Here is a 20,772-nt window from a genome sequence, read left to right as displayed (position 1 = left end):
ACCGATCACCGCGGTAGCTCCCCCCACCCGCATCGACGAAAGGACCGCACTCCATGTCTCGTCGAACCGCTCTCGCCCTCGGCGCCACCCTGGCGCTCGGCGCCGGACTCGCCGCCCTGCCCACCCAGGCCCAGGCGGCGACCGTCGTCGTCAGCACCACGGCCGACCTCACCAGCGCCATCAAGAACGCCACCGCCGGCACCGTCATCCAGGTGCGCGCCGGCACGTACTACCCGACGGCCACCCTCCAGTCGACGGCCAACGGCACCTCGTCGAGCCCCGTCACCCTCCAGGCGTACGGCTCGGAGACGGTGAAGATCGACGGCTCGTCGCTGCCCGCCGGGGACTGGATCTTCAAGCTGACGGCCGACTACTGGAACGTCTCCAACCTCACCTTCCAGAACTCCCCGGACAGCGCGGTCGTCTGCCAGTCCTGCACCGGCACGAACTGGAACAACATCAAGACCATCAACGGCGGCGATTCCGGCTTCACACTCACGGGTGACGGCACCGTCAACAACACGGTCAAGAACATCGACTCGTACGGCAACTACGACGCCGCGGGCCATGGCGAGAACGCGGACGGCGTCGCCGTGAAGTTCGGCTCCGGCACCGGCAACCTGATCACCGGCGCCCGCCTGTACAACAACTCGGACGACGGCATCGACTTCTGGTCCTTCTCGTCCCCCGTCACCGTCGAGCACACCTGGTCCTTCGGCAACGGGAAGAACCGCTGGGGCGACTCGGCCTTCGCGGGTGACGGCAACGGCTACAAGCTGGGCGGCGACGGCGAGGTCGTCGCGCACGTCGTCAACAACTCCGCCGCCTGGGACGACGCCGGCAACGGCTTCACCGAGAACTCCAACACCGGCTCGATCGTCATCAACCGCACCACCGCGTACGCCAACGGCAAGTACGGCTACTACTTCGCCACCAGCTCCGCGAAGCTCGGCAAGAACCTGGCCGTCGGCAACGGCAGCGCGGCCGTCTCCAAGGGGTCCTCCGTCACGTCCTCCGGCAACAACTGGGACTCGGGCATCTCCACCCCGTCCTTCGTCTCCACGGACGCGTCGACGACGTACAACTCCCGCAAGTCCGACGGCTCGCTGCCCGCGACGACATTCCTGATGACGGGCAGCACGACGATCGGCGCCACGATGAACTGATCCGGAGGAACCGGTGCGGTGGGCTCAGTTGAGGTGCCACAGGGCGTAGGCAGCGGTCAGCAGCACAAGACCGGCGACCGTGAGAAACGCCCCGAGCATCCGGTGGTACCAAGGCTGGGCCCCCATCAGCACCGAACCACCCCTCAGCTGATGTCTGTCGCGGATGTTCGCAGCCCTCCGGACGGCGATCCCGCGCACGTTGAACGCCCAGCTCCCGCCGCACCAGACGGCTGCGAGGCCGCCCAGGGCGAAGAGGGCGATGATCACTGGGGACGGTCCATGCGTTCCGGCAGCGAGATGGTGCATGTTCTCGTTGTTCCTTCCGTCAAGAGAGCTCGTTGCGTGTTCGGGGGAGTTCGGCCAGGTGGTCCCGGCTCCGTCATGGATTGACGTGTCCCATAAGTCTTGCCAACGCGTCGTCGTATCCCGGGGCGTTCCCGGGGAGCAATTCCTTCATCCTGGCGAAGAATTTCGTGCCCGACCGTTGCAGCGCCTCGATGAGTTCTCGCTCGTCGACGGAGGTGGCGCGCTTGACGTCATCGTAGGTGAGAGAGACGAGAACGAGTCCCCCGCCCAGGCGCTTGAACGAAAGCCTGATCGGCTGATCCGGGAAGTACGTCGCCGCCTCGTCCTCGCGTTTGAGACTCAGCACCATGTCGCTGATATAGGACCAGAGTTCGTCGACATAGTCCCAAAGCTCCTGGTCCAGGATCCGTACGCCGTTGATCGTCAGCTCGATGGCGCCTTCGACGTATGAGGGATCCGAAGGTGCGGAGGTCGTGTCCGGTACGGGGGTGAATCCTCCTGACTTGGTGCGCAGGTAGGAGGTGATTTCAATCATGTGGCCTATTTCTTGGGGAGAGTTCCGGGATAGAACTGGCCGATATGGCCGTTCTTGATACCGAGGACGTAATCTACTCCGTTTACTTTTCCTTCTACCTGGTACATGCCCATGGGGCCGCGGGATGTCAGCTTGTCCCGGTTCTGATTCAAGGTCTCGGTAATGGCGTCCTCGACATCCTTGACGGACATCTTTCCGTCGAGGAAGGACTGCTTCTGCTTCACCGAACCGTCCCAGTACTCAGGATGATGCCTTTCCAGGACGTGTGCCAGGTTCTTCTTGTCGAGCATGAACTGATCGCTGCCGAACTGGTATCTCCTGCTCTGCCAGTCCTTGAGCGCGTTCTCCACCTTGCAGGTGAAGAGACCGAGCGGATCGGACTCGACGAGGGGATTCCTCACGTAGGCGTGGTGATCGGGGGAGGGCGCGAGGCCCAGCGGGTCCGAAGAGACGTATCGTCCGGTCTCGGGGTCGTAATAGCGGAAGTGGTTGTAGCTGAGTCCCGTCTCGGGGTCGGCGTACTGGCCGGGGAAGCGTAGCGGGCAGTCCACGGCGGCTTCCTCGTCCGTCGGAGCCGGCAGGCCAGTGCCCCAGAGCGAGGTGCGCCGCTGCCAGACCAGGTCTCCGGACACCGAGACCAACTCCGCGGGGGTGCCCACGAGGTCCGTGACCACGGCGTGGAAGCGGGTCGCGTGCGAAGAGTCGGTCTCTTCGACCAGCCGGGCGAGGAACGACACGCCGGACTCGACGACGGAGGTCTTGTGCTGCGTCTGGGCGACCGGACGATGGGAACCCGGAGCGTAGTCCCAGGTCGTCACCCTGCCGTCCTGGCAGGTCTGTTCTGCCAGGCGGGTGTCGTCCCAGGAGAAGTCGACGCGATCGGCCTGTGACCCGTCCTCGGCCACGCGGTGTTTGGACACACGGCGGCCCAGTGGGTCGTACGCGTATCGCCATCGCTCGCCGTCCGGCGTGACCGCTTCGGTCAGCCGGTCCTCGGTGTCCCAGACGTATGTCCAGGTGCGCGTCTGCCCGTTGAGGAGCTTGCGCGTCCTGCGGACCAGACGGCCCTGGGCGTCGTGCTCGTAGACGGTGTGCCCTGCGCGTCGGACGAGCGTGCCCTCGAACTCGCGGTCACCCGGACAAGCATGGTCGGGCGCCGTCGCCCGCACCGGACTGCCTGCCGCGTCGTAGGCGTAGACCTCACGCCAGCCATGGGCGCGTACGCCCGTGACACGGCCCATGGCGTCCAGGTCGAAGCGGCGCGTGCCGGAGGTGAGCTCGCGTACTTCGACGAGGTGGCCGTCCGCTCGGTAGGCGTAACTGCGGTGCTGGAGAAGACGATCCGCCTCCGACGAGTCCGCCGTCGATGTCAACGACTGCACGGCGAGGTGTCCTGTCGCGCTCCAGCTCTGAGTGAGCGTCGCGGCATCGCCGATCCGGCGCTCGGTCTCGCGACCGACGGCGTCGTACGAGAAGGCTAGCGAACCGGCTGCCGATCGCAGTTCGACAGGGTGGCCCACAGGATCGTAAGTCCAGTCGGATACCAGACCGGATGGGGCCACCCGGTGGGTGCACTGCCCGACGGCGTCGTACGTGAACGTCGTCGTGCGCCCGCCCACCGTCTCCGAGAGAATGCGGCCCACGGCGTCCCGATCCAGCACGACCTCGGCGTCCGCGTTGGCGGCGCGAGACATTCTGCCGTCGGGGCCGTACGCGTACGTCGTCACCTCACCCGAGTCGTCGTGCTGCTCCACGACACGGCCCTGCGCGTCCCGTGTGAAGCGCAGTGTTTCGTCGGCCCCGTTGGTGCGCGAGACCAGACGGCCTGCCGCGTCGTGCTCGTACGTGAGCGTGCGGCCGTTGAAGTCCGTCTCCGCAACGAGCCGGCCGGCCTGGTCGTACCGGTACGACCAGGCCAGGCCCTGGGGATTGGTGACCTTGGTCAGGCGCAGCTCGGTGTCGTACGTGAACGTGTACCGTGCGCCGTCGGGATCCGTGCGGGCCGCCAGGAGGTCGAAGTGTGTGGCGGTCTGGTGGGTGGTGTTGCCCACCAGGTCGGTGTGGGTGAGCAGGTTGCCCTCGGCGTCCCAGGCCCAGGACTCGCGGGTGCCGTCGGCGTACTCCCGCCACTCCGGCTTGCCCTCGACGGTCCAGCCCATGCGGGTGGTGTCGCCGAGCGGGTCGGTCACCGCGACGATCCGGCCGAAGGCATCCCGCCGCACGGTCGTCTCGTGCCCCAGCTCGTCGGTGAGCACGACGGGCAGCCCGGCGGCGTTCGAGGTGATCCGGCGTGTGTGGCCGAGCGCGTCCGTGACCACGGCCAGATGGCCCGATGAGTCGTACGCGTACCGCGTTTGGGCACCCGCGGGGTCCACAGTGGACAGCAGGTTGCCGCGGTCGTCGTAGGTATGCCGCCAGGTCGCGCCGCCCGACTCCACGACCTCTGTGGGCAGGCCGAGGAGGTTGTGGGCCGCTCGGGTCACCGACGCGTCCGGAAGGGTGATCTCGCTCAGGTTCCCGGCGGGGTCATACGCGTGACGGGTCGTCCTCCCTGGCGGATCGGTCACTGCGACGGGCTGGGCACCCCACTCGTCCCACTCCGTGCGCGTGACATGCCCGAGCGGGTCCGTCTCCTCGACGACCAGGCCCTCGGAGTTGTATCGATGGCTGGAGACGCGGCCGAGCGAATCGGTGTACGTCGTCGTGGCCGCCGCCTCGTCGTACGTCAGGGTGCCCGACAGGATGCCGTCGACGCCCTCGGTGCGGACGACGCGGCCGCGTTCGTCGTAGACGTAGGAGAACCAGGTCCCGTTGCGGTCGGTCCAGCGCGTCATCCGGCCCTGGTCGTCGTAGGTGAACCGGAGCGGCTCACCGCTGGAGTTGATGACCTCGGTGAGGTTGCCGGACGGGTCGTAGCCGTACCGCATGACGAGGGTGCCCTCGCCCACCGGGCCGTCGGGGCCGTAGCGGGAGGGCGGTTCGTCGAGCAGGCGCAGGGCGGTGACGCGGGGGCCCTGGGTGTCGACGGCCACGTAGTAGCCGCCGGAGTGGCGGATGCCGAACGGGATGCCTTCGTCGTCGCGCTCGACGTCGATGCGAGCGCCGTTTCGGTCGCTCCAGGAGTCCAGGGGCAGATGGAAGACGCCGAAGGAGCCCGAGGAGAAGGGGGTGCTGAAGGTGCGGACGACTCCGGTGGCGGGGTCGGTGATGGTCATGACGCCGTCGGGCTTGCCGTCCCAGCGCAGTGGCCAGCGCGCGCCCTTCAGAGGGAGGGTCGGCACATCCGGCTCCGGCACGGGATAGACGAGCCGCATACCGTCCGCCGCCGCGAAGACGACCCCCTCGCCGTCGATCTGCACGCACTCGTCGAGGGTGGAGATCCACGTCGGGCCGAAACAGATCCCGCCCCGGTAGGAGGACAGGTGGGTGCGCTGGAAGAGGAGGGGAAGGGAGGCGGGCAGTGTCAGGTCGGTCTGGGACATCAGCATGGCGCCCGTCGCCACGTCGATCGGCTCGCCGACGCACGGCGTGCGATCCGCGTTGCGCGCGGCGGGTCCGAGCTCGACCAGGTCGGGGCGGAGGGACGGTGGGCGCAGCAGGAGGGGAGTGGTGTCGCTGAACGCGCCCTCCATGCCCGCCTTCAGTACGCCGCCGCCCGCGCCCAGCGCGCCGCCGAAGATCATGCCGTCCTTGGCGGCCTGGTTGACCTCGTCCAGGCTGAAGCCCTGCTGCAGACCGGTGACCATCTTCAGGGGCTGGGCCACGGCCAGGTCGACGGTGACCGACTCGATCCCGCCGAAGGCCGCCGCGACCAGGGTGCCCGCCGCGATCTCCGCGACGGTGGTGGAGACGGCGATGCCCATGGTGGCGCCGAACTCGATGATGGCGTCGGCCGCCGCGACGGCGGCTCCGGAGGCGAGGCCCGCCGTGAAGAAGGCCAGCGCCACCCCGCCCGCGATCACGGCGGCGTCGATGCCGATCTGCGTCCAGAGTTTGTTGATGGCGTCGTCGATGGCGTCCGCGAACTTGTCCAGGGCCTTCGCCATCGCCCGGGACGACTCCGCCAGGTCGCTCAGCCAGCCGGCGTCCTTGCCCTTGGCGTAGCGGTTCCAGAACTTCTCGAACGCGTCGATCGACTCGCCGGTGTTGTGGTGGATGAGGGAGGACGCACTCGTGTGCACCGGTCCCCGTACGTCGTCGACGGAGTCGGCGAAGGTGCGCCAGGCGGTCGCCGCGGCCCGCAGCGAACCGGAGTTGGCGTCCGGCCACCACAGACCCAGCTTCAGCAGGATCTTCTTGGCCTCGTCCTCAACGCTCACCGGAACCGTCGCTTCCGGCCTTGTCGGTCCCGCCGGCCTTCACTTCGGTGAACATTCCCGCGATCAGCTGGTCGTTGTCGACGGTGCCGTCCGCCAGGTCGTTCATGGCCTCGTGGATGCTCACCAGGCCGAGTACGAGGGTGCCCGCCGCGCTCTCTATCTTCTTCTGCATCGGCGAGTAGGCGTCCCCGAACTCCTTGCCCTGTTTGTCGTCGCCCCAGGGTTTTCCCAGGCTGTCCAGGGTGGTGACGAGGGTGGTGAGTGCCTTGCTGAGGTTCTTGGCCCCTTCGTGGAAGTCCGGCGCCGCGCGCTTCAGATCGGCTGTCCGTATGTGCAGGACCATGCCCTTGCCGTTGCCTTCACCCATGCGGCTTCCCCCGTCCGACGCATTGTTCGCATGTGCGTCTCCCGACCCTAGGAGAACCGGTTCAAGAGACGGTCAAGCGAATGTCATCCCCGGGTAATCCATTGCGGGCGCAGGGCAGTTGCCCCGGCCGGTGGAGTGACGGGGTCGGTTTCTGTGGGTGAGGTATCGATCGGATAAAGACTCTCGCGCCGGGTGCGTGATGCGCGTAGACAGTCCCTGACCTGGTGCGAATTGACCTGGTCACCCATCACTCAGATCCGGAGAATCCATGCGGAAATCCCTCAGAGCGGCAGCCATCGTTGCCGCTTGTGCCATCGCCGGTGGCGCCCTCTACGGCACGGGCGTCGCCACGGCCGGCCAGTCGACGGCCAACTCGACCCACGAGCCCTACAACATCGGGCTCCTGGTCAAGGACATCGACACCTACTACGGCGCCACGCTCGACAGCAACGGCGTGTACCAGGCGTCCAAGGACAGCCAGTACGCCAAGGACCTGTCGCGCCTGGAGTCGGACGCCGAGCGCTACATCGACAGGGCGGCGCACAAGGCGAAGCACCGGGGCGAGAAGCCCGCGGTCGTCTTCGACATCGACGACACGCTGCTGCTCTCCCTCGACTACGAGAAGAAGACCAACTACACGTACAACTCGGCCTCCTGGGCCGCGTACGTGGCCCAGGCCGACCGTCCGGCCGTCTTCGGCACCCCCGAACTCGTCGCGTACGCCAAGTCCAAGGGTGTCGAGGTCTTCTACAACTCGGGCCTCAAGGAGTCGCAGCGCGGCTCCGCGGTCGCGAACCTGAAGAAGGTCGGCGCCGACATCAACCTCGACGCCGACCACATGTTCCTCAAGGACGCGGCCAACCCGCCGGCCTATCTGAGCGCCTGCGCCACGGCCGCCGCCTGGAACTGCACCACCGTGCAGTACAAGTCCGGCACCCGCGCGCACATCGAGTCCCTCGGGTACGACATCGTCGCCAACTTCGGCGACCAGTACTCCGACCTCGACGGAGGCTACGCCGACAAGACGTTCAAGGTCCCCAATCCGACGTACTACGTGAGCTAGTCCCGCACGTACGGGACTGATCGACTCCAGGGTCGGCACCATCGGCTCGATCGTTCCGTCGGCCGCGAACGCCATGCGGTCGACGGTGGGTTCCCGGTCGGCGACCAGTGCTCCGATCTCGAAGGGGGCTACGCAGACATGACGTACAAGCTCCCGAACCGTTCCTAAGCTGATTGGCCGGTGTTGGTCATGTCGGGCGTTCCGACGGACGCTGCTGCCGGGCGGGAGCGCGAGGCGGGCCTCGATCGCACTGATGGCCCGGCGCAGGGAACCGACCCGGGCGTTCAACGCCGGTCAGCCCAGCTGATATTGGTCCTCGGTGGGCGGGTGATCGCACCCGCCCACCGCGACGACGACTTCGCGGTCAGGGCCTTCTTACGCTCCGCCCGCTGGGTGTCGGCCGCCGATACGTTCCCGATCCGTGCCCGGGCCGCCAGATCCGCCCCGGCCGTGATGATCTCGACGAGCCGAAACCAACGGCGTCTCCGGCCCTCTCGGTGCACATGTCGGCGATTGGCAAACAAGTGACCCATTCCGCACGGGAGTGCCGAAGACGGTCACCAGCGACCCCAACCTCCATGGGCAGAACAGCTAGTCCGCACGCACGGGTTCGGTCGACTCCAGCGTCGGTATCACCGGTTCGATCGTTCCGTCGGCCGCGAACTCCATGCGGTCGATGGTGGTCTCCCGGTGTGTGCCGTCCCCGCCCGCCTTCCCGGGGCCGTTCAGGGCGAACCGGTGGTAGACGATGTACCAGTCGTCGGTGCCGGGGACGTTCACCACGGAGTGATGTCCGGTGCCCTTGACGCCGTACTCCGGGCGCTTGGACAGGATCGTGCCCCGCTTGGTCCACGGACCGAGCGGGGACGGTCCGGTCGCGTAGGCGACGTGGTAGTTCTCGCTGCGGGTGTCGTCCTCGGACCACATGAAGTAGTACGTGCCCTGCCGCTTGACGACGAAGGATCCCTCACGGAAGTCGGGCTGCGTGATGTCCCGCACCTTCGAGGCGTCGAACGACACCATGTCGGCGTTCAGCGGCACCACGTACCCATGACCGTTTCCCCAGTACAGGTATGACTGGCCGTCGTCGTCCGTGAACACCGCCGGGTCGATCATCTGACCGGTGAACTCCCCCTTGCCGACCAGGGGTTTGCCCAGCGCGTCCTTGAAGGGACCGGCCGGGGAGTCGGCCACCGCCACGCCGATCTGCTGCTCGGCACAGAAGTAGAGGTAGTACTTGCCGTCGCGTTCGGCGATCGCCGGGGCCCAGGCGTTCTTGTCCGCCCAGGACACATCGGGTCCCAGGTCCAGGATCACACCGTGGTCCTTCCAGTGGACCAGGTCCTTCGACGAGTACGCCTTGAAGCTCGTCCCGCTCCAGCCCGCGTAGCCGTCCGTCGTCGGATAGATCCAGTACCGGCCGTCCAGGTAACGGACGTCCGGGTCGGCGTTGAGGCCGGGGAGGACCGGGCTGCGGTTGGGTACCGCCTCGACCGTCCAGGTCCGGCTCGTCCCGTCCGGGGCCGTCACGGTGTAGGTGCGCGGGGTGCGGAAGTCCCGGCGTGTGCCCGAGGCCGGGCTGACCTTCGCGCCGGCGCCGACCGCGAGGGTGGGGGCCAGGTGGCTGAGGTCGGCGTCCGGCTTCATCGGCAGGACGACCTTCGAGGCCGACTCGGTGACGATCGCGTACCCGTTCTGGCCCTTCGCGGTCGCGTCCACGACCGACGTGCCGGTTGTCGGATAGGCGGCCAGCAGCCGGTCGTACTGCGCCTGCGTCACCGGCATCACCGTGCCGTGCCGGGGGCTCGCGGGCAGCTGGTAGTTCGTCGACATGGTCCACTTGCCCGAGTCGAGGTCGGTCGTCTCGAAGGGGACGTAACCGCGGCTGCCGTACTCGTCGATGAACAGGTACCACTTGTTCTCGGTGTTGGACTTGAAGACCGTCGGGCCCTCGCCGCGGTCGATCGAGCCGCTGCCGATGCAGTCGGAGACGAAGTCGTACGTGGTGCTGGTCAGGGAGGTCGACTTCTCGCCGGTGATGAACTTCGAGCAGGGGCTGGAGGAGCTGGGGTCGCGCTCGTCCTTGGTGTAGCGGTAGTAACTGCCCTTGTTCTTGATGACCGTCGAGTCGATCACCGAGTAGCCCGGGTCGTCCCAGACCTTCGGCTCGCTGAAGGTGCGGAAGTCCTTCGTGGTGGCGTACAGCATCTTGTTGTACGTCGATCCGGTGTGGTCCGGGTCGTCGTCGGCGTACAGCTTGGACGCCCAGAAGACGACGTACTCACCGAGGGAGTCGTCCCAATAGGCCTCCGGCGCCCAGGTGTTGCCCGCGTTGTCGGGGGCCACCTTCACCAGGCGCTGGTCGGTCCAGTGCACCAGGTCGGTGGACTCCCAGATCATGATGGACCTGCTGCCGTGCCGCTGCACGTAGTCCCAGCTGCCGCTGGAGTTCTGGTACATCTTCAGGTCGGTGGCGATGAGGAAGAACTTGTCGCCCTTGGGGGAGCGGATCACGAACGGGTCGCGCAACCCCTTCTCCCCGATGGTGGAGGTCAGGACGGGATTGCCCGCGTTCAACTCCCGCCAGTGCAAAGGGTCGTTGCCGCGGCTGAGGGCGTAGCGGATCTGCTCGCCGTCGGCGGTGCCCTCGCCGGTGAAGTAGGCGAAGAGATAACCGGCGTACTTCGGTTCGTTCACGTGCGATGCTCCCGATGGTGACGGTGACGCGGGGCTCGGTGGGGCGGCCAGCAGGCCCAGGAGGAGCGCGAGGACGGGGATCAGGAGCGCGCGGGCGGTGCGGCGTCGCATGACACATCCTGTCGGAGTCTGGTGGATTCTGTGGGGGAAGCGCTCTCGGAGTGTTGCCAGTGGGGGACAGCACGTCAATTGATGAAGGCGGCACGACGGCCGGCGAAAGTTTCGACCTTTTTCGCGAGCCCCCGGCAACGTTTCCCGCCACCGCGGCGACCAGGGAGCAGAAGCGGGCCGGGGCGGCCCCTCCGGCCCGCTTCGTCTCCCGTCCCCCTAGGAAAGGAACGCCCCGTGCTTCTGAGCACCGGACGCCACCGCAGGACCCGTACGCTCTCGATCGCCGCGGCGGTGGCCGTCGCCGCGGGGGCGGGTGGCGTCTACCTCGGCCTCGCGAACAACGGCTCGGCGCAGGCCGCCGCGACCACGGTCACCGTCTCCACCACCGCGCAGCTCCAGACGGCCGTCGCCGATGCCGCCGCGGGTACGACCATCCAGGTGCGCGGCGGTACGTACTACCCGACGGCCACGCTGAAGTCGACGGCGAACGGCACCGGTTCCACGCGGATCACGCTCACCGCGTACGGCAGCGAGAAGGTGAAGATCGACGGCTCCAAGCTGGCCGCCGGTTCCTGGCTGGCCGGGATCTACGGCGACTACTGGACCGTCCAGAACATCACCTGGCAGAACTCGCCCGCCCAGGGCTTCGTCGCCACCTCCTCCGTCGGCGGCGTCTTCAAGAACCTCGTCACCGCGAACAACGGCGACTCTGGCTTCACGCTGCGCGGCGACGGAACGACCGACAACCTCGTGCAGAACCTGGACAGTTACGGCAACTACGACGCCGCGAACCACGGGCAGAACGCCGACGGCATCGCCATCAAGTTCGGCTCCGGCACCGGCAACAAGGTCACCGGCGCGCGCCTCTACAACAACGCGGACGACGGCCTCGACCTCTGGCAGTTCTCCTCGCCGATCACCATCGAGCACTCCTGGTCGTACGGCAACGGCAAGAACCGCTGGAACGACTCCGCCTTCGAGGGCAATGGCAACGGCTTCAAGCTCGGCGGCGGCGGGGCCTCGGTCGCCCACGTCGTGAACAACGACGCGGCCTGGGACAACGCGGGCAACGGCTTCACCGAGAACTCCAACACCGGAGCCATCGTCCTCAACCGCAACACCGCCTACGCCAACACCGACGCGGGCTTCTTCTTCGCGACGGGCAAGGCGCGGCTCGCCAGGAACCTCGCGGTGAGCAACAAGGGTGGTCCGGACAAGCTCGGTTCGTCCACGGTCTCCGCGGCCAACAACTGGGACAGCGGCACCCGGGCGCCGTCCTTCAACTCGACGGACGCGACCACGGCGTACGGCGCCCGCTCGTCGAGCGGCTCGCTGCCGGCGACCACGTTCCTGACGACGGGCTCGACCACCATCGGCTCGACCATGAACTGACGCACCCGCGTACTGACGTACGAGGGAAAGTGAACGCCCCCGCCGGTCGTCACCGGCGGGGGCGTTCCTCTGACTGGCTCCGAGGGGGGCTCAGGCCAGCAGATCCCTTACTTGTACGTGATGTCAGATGACGAGAACTTGCAGAAGGTTCCGTCCGCGCCGGTGCCGAGCTCGGTGGGCTCCTTGCCGCTGCTGTTGCCCTTGAAGCGCACGCAGGTCTTGAGCTTCTTCTTGGTGTCGCCGGTGACACGGATCTTCGACAGCGTCGCCGTGTCGCCGAAGTTGGAGTTGATGCCGACCAGCGCCTTGCCCGGGGCGGTCGCGTCGATGTCGCTGAGTACGATCGTGCGCTTGACTTGCGTCCTGCAGTTGCCGCAGGAGCGCGCCAGCTTGCCGAAGTTCTCCACGTGGAAGCCGGTGATGGTGAGCTTGCCGGCGCCGTTGAACTGGAACACCTTGTCGGAGGCCTTCTGCGCGCCACCGCCGATGACGTCGTACTTCGCGGACGAGGCCTTGCCCTTGAAGGTGGCCGCGTCCTCGCCGACGTCCAGCCACCACACGTTCTGCAGCGTGCAGCTGCCCAGGCAGTGGACGCCGTCGGCGGCGGGGGTGCCGATGATGACGTTCTTGAGGACCGCGCCGTCCTTGAGCTCGAAGATCGGGCCCTGGTTCTCCGACTGGTCGGAGGTGCCGAGAGAACCACTGCCGAAGAACTTCGTCAGCTTGCCGTCGTAGGTGCCCGAGACCGAGATCGTCTTCGAGACGGCCTTGCTGCCCTTGGCCGTCGGCCAGACGGAGCTCGCGCCCGCGGTGCTCAGCATCGACGTCGTGACGAGCGCGGCCCCGGTGATGCCGAGGGCGGTGACCCCACCGATCACGGACCGCCGCTTGGTGAGGCGGCGACGGTGCCGGACGCGCTGTTCAACTCGTGCAGTCATGAAGCGGATTTCCTTGCGGAGAGGGGACGTGTTCGTCTCCTGGTCGCCGCAGGTGAGGAAAGGGTTGCCGCCGGCCGCAGGATTTTCCGAGGGGATTTTCTACGAGTCGCCGTCGGTGCCGCTCGCGGCGGCGAAGTCGCCCGCCACCGACAGTGTCCTGTCCGTGGTCCTCGCGTTCGCCGAGTAGCGGTCGTCCTTGGCGTCCCGGCCGCCGCGGGTGTGGTTGTACTGACCCGCGAAGACCCACTGGCCCGCCGCGAGGGTGTGGCCGTCCTTGAGCACCCAGGTGTAGACGAGGAAGCCGTCCTTCTCGGCGACCGTCGTCGTGAAGTCGCTCTCGGGCGCCGAGCGCCAGGAGCCCGCGTCGCTTACCCCGCCGGTCAGCTTGATCTTCAACTCGACGGTGAGCGAGGTGAGTTTGCCGGCGTTCTTCAGGGTCACATTGCTCTGCGCCCAGAAGTCGTTGCTGTGCGGATCGACCGAACCGTCGGACCACAGCGAGCCGTCCTGGTTGCCCGCGGCGGGCGCCTTGGGCGCGGCGGGCGAGGAGTTCGCGGCCGAGGGGGTGTCCGAGGGGGAGGCGCTCGCCTTCCCGGACGGCTTCGAGGCACCCGAGGTGTGCGAGGGGTGCGGCACGACGGGCGCGCGGCTCGTCGCGTCCGGGGAGACGACCGGGGTCGGCGAGACCGCGACCGTCTGCTGCGGCGGGTTGTTCTCCTGCACCGCCGCGGCCACCCAGTAGCCGCCGACCGCGAGGACGCCCGCCACCGCGGCCGTGGCGCCGACGACCCGTCCCCAGCCGAGCACCGGCGGACGCGCCGCGCGCCGGGGACGACGCTCGGAGGCGCCGGACATCCCGCGCTCGACCCGGGCCAGGATGCGCGCGCGGTCGGGCTCATGCGCCTCGGCCGCCTCGTGCAGCCTGGCGCGCAGCTCGTCGTGCACGTCCTGCGCCTTCCTCATCGGTCCCTTCCTCCGGCTCCACCCGTGGGCAGCACACCGGCGTGCACCCGCATCGGGGCCTCGTCGGTGCCGAGGAGCCGCTTCAGTTCGGCCATGCCCTTCGACGTCTGGGACTTAACCGTACCCACGGAAACACCGAGGGCGAGCGCCGTGTCCTTCTCCGAGAGGTCGAAAGCGTGCCGAAGCACGACACATGCGCGCTTACGGAACGGCAGTCGGCGCAGCGCCTCCTGGACATCGATCTTCCCCGCTATGTCGGGGTTCTCGGTCTTGTCCTCGCGCTGCGACCAGAACAGTGTGATCCGTCTGCGCTCGCGCACGGCGCTGCGGATCCGGGTGCGGGCCAGGTTCGCGACGACACCACGGGCGTACGCCACCGGGTGGTCGGCCGCGCGCACCCGGTCCCAGCGGTGCCACAGCGCGAGCAGCGCGTCGGCCGCCAGGTCGTCGGCGGCGTCCGCCTCGCCGGTCAACAGATGGGCGAAGCGGGCGAGTTCGGCATGGTGCCGCTCGAAGAAGGCGTGGAACTCCACGGAGGCTGCGTCGTCGACGACAGTGCCCACGGCTACCTCTCCTTGCTGCGGCTTGTGAGCAACCGGTGCGGGTGCGTGCGTATACGGCCCCCGTGCGCCATCCGTGAAGGAATGGTGCCCCTGTGGGGCGAGATGCGTGAGCGTACCAGCGATGCGTACAGGGCTTCGAACAGCGTATGGCGGGCCGAACTTGATTCCGTAACACGGTGAAAACCTGAAAGCGGTTCAACGCGGGAACAATCCAGCCAGCATCCGCACACCCAGCACGCAGGTCACAAGGAGTATCAGCCATGTCCGAAACCCAGAAGGCGGCCGACCGGCCAACTGCCGTGCCACCAGCGGCGAACAGCGTCGACCGGTTCTTCAGGATCTCCGAACGGGGCTCCACCTTCGGCCGGGAGATACGCGGCGGTTTCGCCACGTTCTTCACCATGGCCTACATCCTTGTCCTGAACCCGATCATCCTGGGCAGCGCCAAGGACAAGTTCGGCCACCAGCTCGACAGCGGCCAACTCGTCACGGCCACCGCCCTGGTGGCCGCGGTGATGACCGTCATCATGGGCGTGGGCGGCAATCTGCCCCTCGCGATCGCCGCGGGCCTCGGCCTGAACGCCGTCGTCGCCTTCCAGATCGCCCCGCTGATGAGCTGGCCCGACGCGATGGGCCTGGTGGTCATCGAAGGCGTGATCATCTGCGTACTGGTCCTCACCGGACTGCGCGAAGCCGTCATGAACGCCATCCCGCAACCGCTGAAGCACGCCATCGGTGTGGGCATCGGACTCTTCATCGCCTTCATCGGCTTCGTGGACGCCGGCTTCGTCAGCCGCATCCCGGACGTCGCGAACACCACCGTGCCGGTGCAGTTGGGCGCGACCGGTTCGCTGACCGGCTGGCCCGTGCTGGTCTTCTGTCTCGGCGTGCTGCTCACCATCGGACTGATGGCACGCAAGGTCAAGGGCGCCATCCTCATCAGCATCGTGACGATGACCGTGGTCGCCGTGATCATCAACTCGGCTGCTGACATCAAGAGTTGGGGCCTGACTACGCCGAAGATCCCCTCCGACGTGGTGGCCACCCCGGACTTCGGTCTCGTCGGTCACTTCAGTCTGTTCGGCGGCTTCGGCGAGACCGGCGCCCTGACCGTCGTCCTGCTGATCTTCACCCTGATCCTGTCGGACTTCTTCGACGCCATGGGCACGATCGTCGGCATCAGCGCCGAGGCCGGACTGCTCGACGAGGAGGGCAAGGTGCCCGGCATCGGCCGGGTGCTGTTCATCGACGGCGCCGCGGCCGTCGCGGGCGGCGCGGCCTCCGCCTCCTCCAACACCGCCTACATCGAGTCCGCGGCCGGCGTCGGCGAGGGCTCGCGCACCGGCTTCTCGAACCTCATCACCGGCGGCATGTTCGCCCTCGCCCTGTTCCTGACCCCGCTGCTCACCATCGTTCCGCTGCAGGCGGCGGCCCCCGCCCTGGTCGCGGTCGGCTTCCTGATGATGACGCAGGTCAAGCACATCGAATGGGACAGCTACGAGATCGCGATCCCCGCGTTCCTGACCATCGCGGCGATGCCGTTCACCTACTCGATCACCAACGGCATCGGGGCCGGTTTCGTCGCCTATGTCGTGATCAAGGCGGTGCTCGGCAAGATACGCGAGGTCCACTGGCTGCTGTGGGCCGTGTCGGCGCTGTTCCTGGTGTACTTCGCGATCGATCCCGTGCGGCAGCTGTTCGGCGTGAAGTGACCGTACGGGTGTGAAGTGACCGTACGAAGGAAGGGCCGCCCCCAGGGGTGCGGGGCGGCCCTTCGTCGTGCGCGGTGCGTCAGTTCTTCAGCGCCGCCCGCATCATGGCCTTGGCCACCGGTGCCGCCAGGCCGTTGCCGCTGACCTCGGACCTCGCCGCGTCGGACTGCTCGACGATGACCGCCACGGCGACCTCCTTGCCGTTCGAGTCGGACTTCGCGTACGACGTGAACCAGGCGTACGGAGTCTTGCTGTTCTTCTCGCCGTGCTGCGCCGTACCCGTCTTGCCGCCCACGGTCGCGCCGGAGATCTTCGCGTTCGTGCCCGTGCCCTCGGTGACGACTGTCTGCATCGCGGACTGGAGCTGCTCGGCGGTCGTCGAGCTGACGATCTCCTTGGTCCGGGTGCTCTCGTCGTAGTTCTTCACCACATTGCCGCTCGCGTCACTGGTCTGCGACACCATGTGCGGCGAGACCAGCTTGCCGCCGTTGGCGATGGCGGCCGACACCATGGCCATCTGCAGCGGGGTCGCCGTGACGTCGTACTGGCCGATGCCGGTCAGCGCCGTGGACGACTTGTCCATGTTCGAGGGGTAGACGCTCGGGTACGCCCGTACCGGCACGTCCTGCGAGCTGTCGTTGAAGCCGAACTTCTCCGCCATCGCCTTGACCTTGTCCTGCCCGAGGTCGACGGCCATCTTCGCGAAGACGTTGTTGCACGAGTACTGGAGCGCCACCCGGATCGAGGCGTCCTTGCAGGGCGCGGAGGCGCTCTCGTTCGACAGGTCGGTCGTTGTGTTCGGCAGTGTGTACGGGTTCGGGCTGTCCGTGCCGATGTCCACGTTCTTGTACAGCCCGTCCTCCAGCGCCGCCGCCGCGACCACCAGCTTGAACGTCGACCCAGGGGGCAGCGGCTGGCGCAGCGCCCGGTTGGTCATCGGCTTGTCCGCGTCCTTCGTCAGCTTCGTCCAGGCGGCGGAGTCGCCGGCGCTCAGCTGCGAGGGGTCGTACGACGGAGTGGAGACGACCGCGAGGATCTTGCCGTTCGTCGGGTCGATCGCGACGGCCCCGCCCTTCTTGCTGCCGAGCGCCGCGTACGCCGCCTTCTGCACGTCCGGGTCGATGGTCGTGACCACGTCACCAGGGCTGGCGCGCTTGTTGGTGATCGTGTCGAGGGGGTTCTTCAGCTGGGTGTCCGTACCGTCGAGCAGATTCTTGTAGACGCCCTCCAGCTGGGTCGCCCCGAACACCTGGGAGCTGTAGCCCGTGACCGCCGCGTACAGACTGCCGTCGGTGTACGTCCGCTTGTACTTGAGGTCGCTGCCCTTCGTCTGCGCGGAGCCGGTGATCGCCCGGCCGGCCACGATGATGTTCCCGAGCGGGTTCGCGTACTGCTCGATCGCGTTCCGTCGGTTGCTCTTGTTCTCCGCGAGTGCCTTGCCGTCGTAGAACTGCACCCAGGTCGCCCTGACCAGCAGGGAGAGCACGAGCAGCAGAGTGAAGACGGCGGCACGCCTGATCGTCTTGTTCATCCCGCTCAGAAGGACGAGCGGACGGGAGCGAATCGTTCCCTTCCGCCCACATTTCTCATGCGCTGTTCATGAAGTCCGGTTCACATGAAGTCCCGCTCAGCCCTCCAGGGTGAGCACGACCTCGTCCGTGTCCTCGCCGCGGGCGTGCGCGTACCCCCGGGCGTTCGCGGTGAACCGGAACCCGCACTTCTCCAGAACCCGCCGCGACGCCGCGTTGTCGGCCGCCGCCCGCGCGTGCAGCGGGCGTTCGGGCACCTCGGCCAGCAGGTCCCGCAGCGCGGCCGTCGCGATGCCCCGGCCCCAGTACGCACGGTCGATCCAGTAGGTGACCTCGCGCTCACCGGGCTCCCCGTACACCGCGGCGCTGCCCACGACGTCGCCGTCCGCGAGGATCGTGCGCGGCACCACGTCGGACGAGGCGCGGATGCGCTTCCAGTGGGCGTCGAAGGCGTCACGGTCGGCCGGGTCCTGGGGGGTGAACGCGGCCATCCGCAGGGACTCGGGGTCGTTCATCTGCCGGTAGAAGACCGGCAGATCACTGTCGTGGACCGGGCGGAGCGAGACCTCCATCGTCAGAGCCTCCGGGTGGCGAGGGTCAGGCGGTCGCGGGCGTCGAACAGGGCGTCCTTGACCATCTGTTCGTGGGCGGGGGTGAGCCGGGCCACCGGGACCGAGCAGCTGATCGCGTCCCGGGCGGGGGTGCGGTAGGGGATCGCGACGCCGAAGCAGCGCAGCCCCAGCGTGTTCTCCTCACGGTCCACGGCGAAGCCCTGCTCCCGGACCTGGTGCAGCTCCTCGATGAGCTTCTCCCGGTCGGTGATCGTGTGCTCGGTCAGGGCGGGGAGCGTCTCGGGCAGCATCTTGCGGACCTGCTCGTCGGTGTGGGTGGCGAGCAGCGCCTTGCCGAGCGAGGTCGAGTGCGCGGGGAGCCGGCGGCCCACCCGGGTGAAGGGGCGCAGGTAGTGCTGCGACTGGCGGGTGGCCAGGTACACGACGTTCGTGCCGTCCAGGCGCGCCAGGTGGATGGTCTCCGTGGTGTCGTCGGAGAGCCGGTCCAGGGTGGGGCGGGCCGCGGCGACCACCTCGTCGCCGTCGATGTACGAGGTGCCGACCAGCAGCGCCCGTACGCCGATGCCGTACCGCGTGCCCGTCGCGTCCGTCTCGACCCAGCCGAGTTCCACGAGGGTGCGCAGCAGCATGTAGAGGCTGGATTTCGGATAACCGACGGCCTCCTGGACCGCGGCCAGGGAGTGCATACCGGGCCGGCCCGCGAAGTACTCGAGCAATTCCACGGTCCGTACCGCGGACTTGACCTGCGCTCCGCCGCCTGTCTCGCCTGCCGACATCGCCCTTGACCCCCTCGTTCGACGGGAAATAGTCTCCGCATCATATTCACCATCAGAGACAGCGTTCAGTATATCGAACACCGCTGGTGGGTGAGACAAGAACTGCGGCATTACATCTGGAGGGACCCGCGGTGGCAGCAGCACCAGTCTGGAGTGTCGACCCCCGTACCGGGAAGCAGCGCGAGCAGGTTGCGGTGGAGGCCACGGCCCAGGAGGTCGACGAGGCCGTCCGCGCCGCGCACGCCGCCCGGGGAGCCCTCGCCGACCGCACGGTGCGCGCGGCCTTCCTGAGGACCGCCGCGGACCTGCTCGAAGTGGCCAAGGAACAGCTCGTCGAGGCCGCCGACGCCGAGACCGCGCTCGGCCCGGTCCGGCTCACCGGCGAACTCGCCCGCACCTGCTACCAGCTGCGGGCCTTCGGCGGCATCGTCGACGAGGGCGCGTTCCTCGACGTCGTCATCAACCACCCCGACGACACGGCGACCCCGCCGATCCCGGACCTGCGCCGCTACAAGGTGCCGCTGGGCGTCGTCGCCGTCTACTCCGCCTCGAACTTCCCCTTCGCCTTCTCCGTCGCCGGCGGCGACACCGCGAGCGCGCTGGCGGCCGGCTGTCCGGTCGTGGTCAAGGCCCACCCCGACCACCCGGCGCTCTCCGAGCTGGTCGCGGCCGTGCTGCGCCGGGCCGCCGCCCGGCACGACATCCCGGGCGGTGTCGTCGGCCTCGTGCACGGCTTCGAGGCGGGCGTCGAACTCGTCAAGCACCCGCTGGTCGCGGCGGCCGGGTTCACCGGTTCCGTCCGTGGCGGCCGTGCCCTCTTCGACGCGGCGGCCGCGCGCCCCGCGCCGATCCCCTTCCACGGCGAGCTGGGCTCCCTCAACCCCGTCGTGATCACCGAGGCCGCGGCGGCCGAGCGCGGCGAGGCGATCGGCGCCGGGCTCGCGGGCTCGATGACGCTGGGCGTCGGCCAGTTCTGCGTGAAGCCGGGCCTGGTCCTGGCCCCCGCGGGCGCGGCGGGCGACCGCCTGCTGAAGTCCCTGACCGACGCCGTCAGCGACACCGACGCGGGCGTCCTCCTGGACCACCGCATGCGCGACAACTTCATCGCGGGTGTCGCCGAGCGCGCCGAGCTTCCCGGCGTCGAGAGCCCGGTGACCCCGGGCTCGGGCGGCGAGCACACGGTGAGCCCCGGCTTCCTGACCGTGCCCGCGCGGAAGCTCGCCACCGAGGGCGAGCACGACCTGCTCCTGGAGGAGTGCTTCGGCCCGCTCACGGTCGTCGCCCGTTACGAGGACGAGTCCGAGGCCAGCGCGGTCCTCTCCCGCCTTCCCGGCAACCTCACCGCGACCGTGCAGCTGTCTACGGAGGAGGCGGCGGGCGAAGGCCGCGGCGCGGAGATCCTCGCCGAGCTGACCCCGCTCGCCGGGCGCGTGCTGGTCAACGGCTGGCCCACCGGTGTCGCCGTGGCCCCCGCCCAGCACCACGGCGGTCCCTACCCGGCGACGACCTCGACCTCGACGTCGGTCGGCGGTACGGCGATCGAACGCTGGCTGCGGCCGGTGGCGTACCAGAACGCGCCGGAGGCGCTGCTGCCGGTGGAGCTGCGGGACGACAACCCGCTGGGGTTGCCGCGACGGTACGACGGTCAACTGGAGCGGTAGCGCTCCGCGGGTGGCGCCGTTGGGGTTGTGGTTGTTCGCGGGCTGCGGGGCCGTTGTGGCTGGTCGCGCAGTTCCTCGCGCCCCTTCGGGGGCACGGTACTT

General features: G+C 68.1%; 16 protein-coding genes. 5 read left to right on the top strand and 11 right to left on the bottom strand.

Going from position 1 to position 20,772, the window contains the following annotated elements:
- The first annotated feature begins 53 nt into the window (after positions 1-53).
- Entirely contained in the window at positions 54-1,166 is a 1,113-nt protein-coding gene (locus ACFVWD_RS40820) for a chondroitinase-B domain-containing protein (RefSeq protein WP_389603022.1), read from the top strand.
- A 24-nt stretch (positions 1,167-1,190) separates the two neighbouring features.
- Here ACFVWD_RS40820 and ACFVWD_RS40815 read toward each other — a convergent pair whose 3' ends face one another.
- The 4 genes from ACFVWD_RS40815 to ACFVWD_RS40800 all read right to left on the bottom strand — a co-directional run bounded on the left by ACFVWD_RS40815 (position 1,191) and on the right by ACFVWD_RS40800 (position 6,693).
- A complete protein-coding gene (locus ACFVWD_RS40815; RefSeq protein ID WP_261686077.1) occupies positions 1,191-1,472 on the bottom strand; it encodes a hypothetical protein in 282 nt (93 codons plus the stop codon).
- 73 nt (positions 1,473-1,545) lie between these two features.
- On the bottom strand, positions 1,546-2,007 hold the full coding sequence (locus tag ACFVWD_RS40810) for a hypothetical protein (protein WP_389603021.1): 462 nt from the start codon (positions 2,005-2,007) through the stop codon (positions 1,546-1,548).
- 5 nt (positions 2,008-2,012) lie between these two features.
- Positions 2,013-6,326: a DUF6531 domain-containing protein gene (locus ACFVWD_RS40805; protein WP_389603020.1), complete on the bottom strand. Its 4,314-nt coding sequence runs from the start codon at positions 6,324-6,326 to the stop codon at positions 2,013-2,015.
- On the bottom strand, positions 6,316-6,693 hold the full coding sequence (locus tag ACFVWD_RS40800) for a hypothetical protein (RefSeq protein WP_389603019.1): 378 nt from the start codon (positions 6,691-6,693) through the stop codon (positions 6,316-6,318). Before ACFVWD_RS40800 ends, ACFVWD_RS40805 begins: the two co-directional genes overlap by 11 nt.
- 268 nt (positions 6,694-6,961) lie before the next feature.
- Between ACFVWD_RS40800 and ACFVWD_RS40795 the strand changes: the two genes are divergently transcribed.
- Positions 6,962-7,756, top strand: coding sequence for an HAD family acid phosphatase (locus tag ACFVWD_RS40795; RefSeq protein WP_389603018.1), 795 nt, complete (start codon positions 6,962-6,964; stop codon positions 7,754-7,756).
- A gap of 591 nt (positions 7,757-8,347) precedes the next feature.
- Here the strand turns inward: ACFVWD_RS40795 and ACFVWD_RS40790 are convergent.
- Entirely contained in the window at positions 8,348-10,564 is a 2,217-nt protein-coding gene (locus tag ACFVWD_RS40790; protein ID WP_389603017.1) for a family 43 glycosylhydrolase, read from the bottom strand.
- 234 nt (positions 10,565-10,798) lie between these two features.
- On the opposite strand from ACFVWD_RS40790, the gene ACFVWD_RS40785 reads away from it, so the two are divergent.
- Positions 10,799-11,956: a pectate lyase gene (locus tag ACFVWD_RS40785; RefSeq protein WP_389603016.1), complete on the top strand. Its 1,158-nt coding sequence runs from the start codon at positions 10,799-10,801 to the stop codon at positions 11,954-11,956.
- A 107-nt stretch (positions 11,957-12,063) separates the two neighbouring features.
- Here ACFVWD_RS40785 and ACFVWD_RS40780 read toward each other — a convergent pair whose 3' ends face one another.
- The 3 genes from ACFVWD_RS40780 to ACFVWD_RS40770 form a co-directional block, all read right to left on the bottom strand.
- Positions 12,064-12,894, bottom strand: a complete 831-nt coding sequence (locus ACFVWD_RS40780) for a pectate lyase (RefSeq protein WP_389603015.1) — start codon at positions 12,892-12,894, stop codon at positions 12,064-12,066.
- A 99-nt stretch (positions 12,895-12,993) separates the two neighbouring features.
- The gene (locus ACFVWD_RS40775) at positions 12,994-13,857 is read right to left on the bottom strand and encodes a hypothetical protein (RefSeq protein ID WP_389603014.1); all 864 of its coding nucleotides are present in this window, start codon (positions 13,855-13,857) and stop codon (positions 12,994-12,996) included.
- Complete coding sequence (locus ACFVWD_RS40770; protein ID WP_101405876.1) at positions 13,854-14,420, bottom strand: SigE family RNA polymerase sigma factor; 567 nt, start codon at positions 14,418-14,420, stop codon at positions 13,854-13,856. The genes ACFVWD_RS40775 and ACFVWD_RS40770 overlap by 4 nt, the downstream gene beginning before the upstream one ends.
- Positions 14,421-14,680: 260 nt before the next feature.
- On the opposite strand from ACFVWD_RS40770, the gene ACFVWD_RS40765 reads away from it, so the two are divergent.
- Positions 14,681-16,132 (top strand): NCS2 family permease, encoded by a 1,452-nt coding sequence (locus ACFVWD_RS40765; protein ID WP_389603013.1) that lies wholly within the window; start codon positions 14,681-14,683, stop codon positions 16,130-16,132.
- A 79-nt stretch (positions 16,133-16,211) separates the two neighbouring features.
- Here ACFVWD_RS40765 and ACFVWD_RS40760 read toward each other — a convergent pair whose 3' ends face one another.
- The 3 genes from ACFVWD_RS40760 to ACFVWD_RS40750 all read right to left on the bottom strand — a co-directional run bounded on the left by ACFVWD_RS40760 (position 16,212) and on the right by ACFVWD_RS40750 (position 19,009).
- On the bottom strand, positions 16,212-17,663 hold the full coding sequence (locus tag ACFVWD_RS40760; protein ID WP_389603012.1) for a peptidoglycan D,D-transpeptidase FtsI family protein: 1,452 nt from the start codon (positions 17,661-17,663) through the stop codon (positions 16,212-16,214).
- A gap of 96 nt (positions 17,664-17,759) precedes the next feature.
- Positions 17,760-18,233 carry a GNAT family N-acetyltransferase gene (locus ACFVWD_RS40755; RefSeq protein WP_389603011.1) on the bottom strand — a complete coding sequence of 158 codons (474 nt, stop codon included), beginning with the start codon at positions 18,231-18,233 and terminating at the stop codon, positions 17,760-17,762.
- A 2-nt stretch (positions 18,234-18,235) separates the two neighbouring features.
- Positions 18,236-19,009 (bottom strand): IclR family transcriptional regulator, encoded by a 774-nt coding sequence (locus tag ACFVWD_RS40750; RefSeq protein WP_028803360.1) that lies wholly within the window; start codon positions 19,007-19,009, stop codon positions 18,236-18,238.
- Between the two features lie 131 nt (positions 19,010-19,140).
- Here ACFVWD_RS40750 and ACFVWD_RS40745 point away from each other — a divergent pair, with 131 nt between their 5' ends.
- A complete protein-coding gene (locus ACFVWD_RS40745; RefSeq protein ID WP_389603010.1) occupies positions 19,141-20,670 on the top strand; it encodes an aldehyde dehydrogenase (NADP(+)) in 1,530 nt (509 codons plus the stop codon).
- Positions 20,671-20,772: the final 102 nt, after the last annotated feature.

This window comes from Streptomyces sp. NPDC058086, from assembly GCF_042885015.1.
Taxonomy (GTDB): domain Bacteria; phylum Actinomycetota; class Actinomycetes; order Streptomycetales; family Streptomycetaceae; genus Streptomyces.
This window is presented reverse-complemented; position numbering and strand designations above follow the sequence as displayed.

Excerpts from the sequence above, each read along its gene's own strand:
- ACFVWD_RS40820 (WP_389603022.1), top strand. The coding sequence starts at position 54 with ATGTCTCGTCGAACCGCTCTCGCCCTCGGCGCCACCCTGGCGCTCGGC.
- ACFVWD_RS40815 (WP_261686077.1), bottom strand. The coding sequence starts at position 1,472 with ATGCACCATCTCGCTGCCGGAACGCATGGACCGTCCCCAGTGATCATC.
- ACFVWD_RS40810 (WP_389603021.1), bottom strand. The coding sequence starts at position 2,007 with ATGATTGAAATCACCTCCTACCTGCGCACCAAGTCAGGAGGATTCACC.
- ACFVWD_RS40800 (WP_389603019.1), bottom strand. The coding sequence starts at position 6,693 with ATGGGTGAAGGCAACGGCAAGGGCATGGTCCTGCACATACGGACAGCC.
- ACFVWD_RS40795 (WP_389603018.1), top strand. The coding sequence starts at position 6,962 with ATGCGGAAATCCCTCAGAGCGGCAGCCATCGTTGCCGCTTGTGCCATC.
- ACFVWD_RS40790 (WP_389603017.1), bottom strand. The coding sequence starts at position 10,564 with ATGCGACGCCGCACCGCCCGCGCGCTCCTGATCCCCGTCCTCGCGCTC.
- ACFVWD_RS40780 (WP_389603015.1), bottom strand. The coding sequence starts at position 12,894 with ATGACTGCACGAGTTGAACAGCGCGTCCGGCACCGTCGCCGCCTCACC.
- ACFVWD_RS40775 (WP_389603014.1), bottom strand. The coding sequence starts at position 13,857 with ATGAGGAAGGCGCAGGACGTGCACGACGAGCTGCGCGCCAGGCTGCAC.
- ACFVWD_RS40765 (WP_389603013.1), top strand. The coding sequence starts at position 14,681 with ATGTCCGAAACCCAGAAGGCGGCCGACCGGCCAACTGCCGTGCCACCA.
- ACFVWD_RS40760 (WP_389603012.1), bottom strand. The coding sequence starts at position 17,663 with ATGAACAAGACGATCAGGCGTGCCGCCGTCTTCACTCTGCTGCTCGTG.
- ACFVWD_RS40755 (WP_389603011.1), bottom strand. The coding sequence starts at position 18,233 with ATGGAGGTCTCGCTCCGCCCGGTCCACGACAGTGATCTGCCGGTCTTC.
- ACFVWD_RS40750 (WP_028803360.1), bottom strand. The coding sequence starts at position 19,009 with ATGTCGGCAGGCGAGACAGGCGGCGGAGCGCAGGTCAAGTCCGCGGTA.